Origin of the sequence: Bacillus pretiosus, from assembly GCF_051294775.1 — a bacterium.
Classification (GTDB): Bacteria; Bacillota; Bacilli; order Bacillales; family Bacillaceae_G; genus Bacillus_A; species Bacillus_A wiedmannii.
The window spans coordinates 1-296 of the sequence record NZ_JBPPHF010000298.1; the positions used below are offsets into that span (position 1 = coordinate 1).

At 53.4% G+C, this 296-nt stretch carries 1 rRNA gene; it reads left to right on the top strand.

The window, feature by feature from the left end:
• A 23S ribosomal RNA gene (locus ACSG5Z_RS30960) occupies window positions 1-296 on the top strand; the annotation flags it as partial.

Here is a 296-nt window from a genome sequence, read left to right on the forward strand (position 1 = left end):
GCTTAGAAGTGAGAATGCCGGTATGAGTAGCGAAAGACGGGTGAGAATCCCGTCCACCGAATGCCAAAGGTTTCCTGAGGAAGGCTCGTCCGCTCAGGGTTAGTCAGGACCTAAGCCGAGGCCGACAGGCGTAGGCGATGGACAACAGGTTGATATTCCTGTACCACCTCTTTATCGCTTGAGCAATGGAGGGACGCAGAAGGATAGAAGAAGCGTGCGATTGGTTGTGCACGTCCAAGCAGTTAGGCTGATAAGTAGGCAAATCCGCTTATCGTGAAGGCTGAGCTGTGATGGGG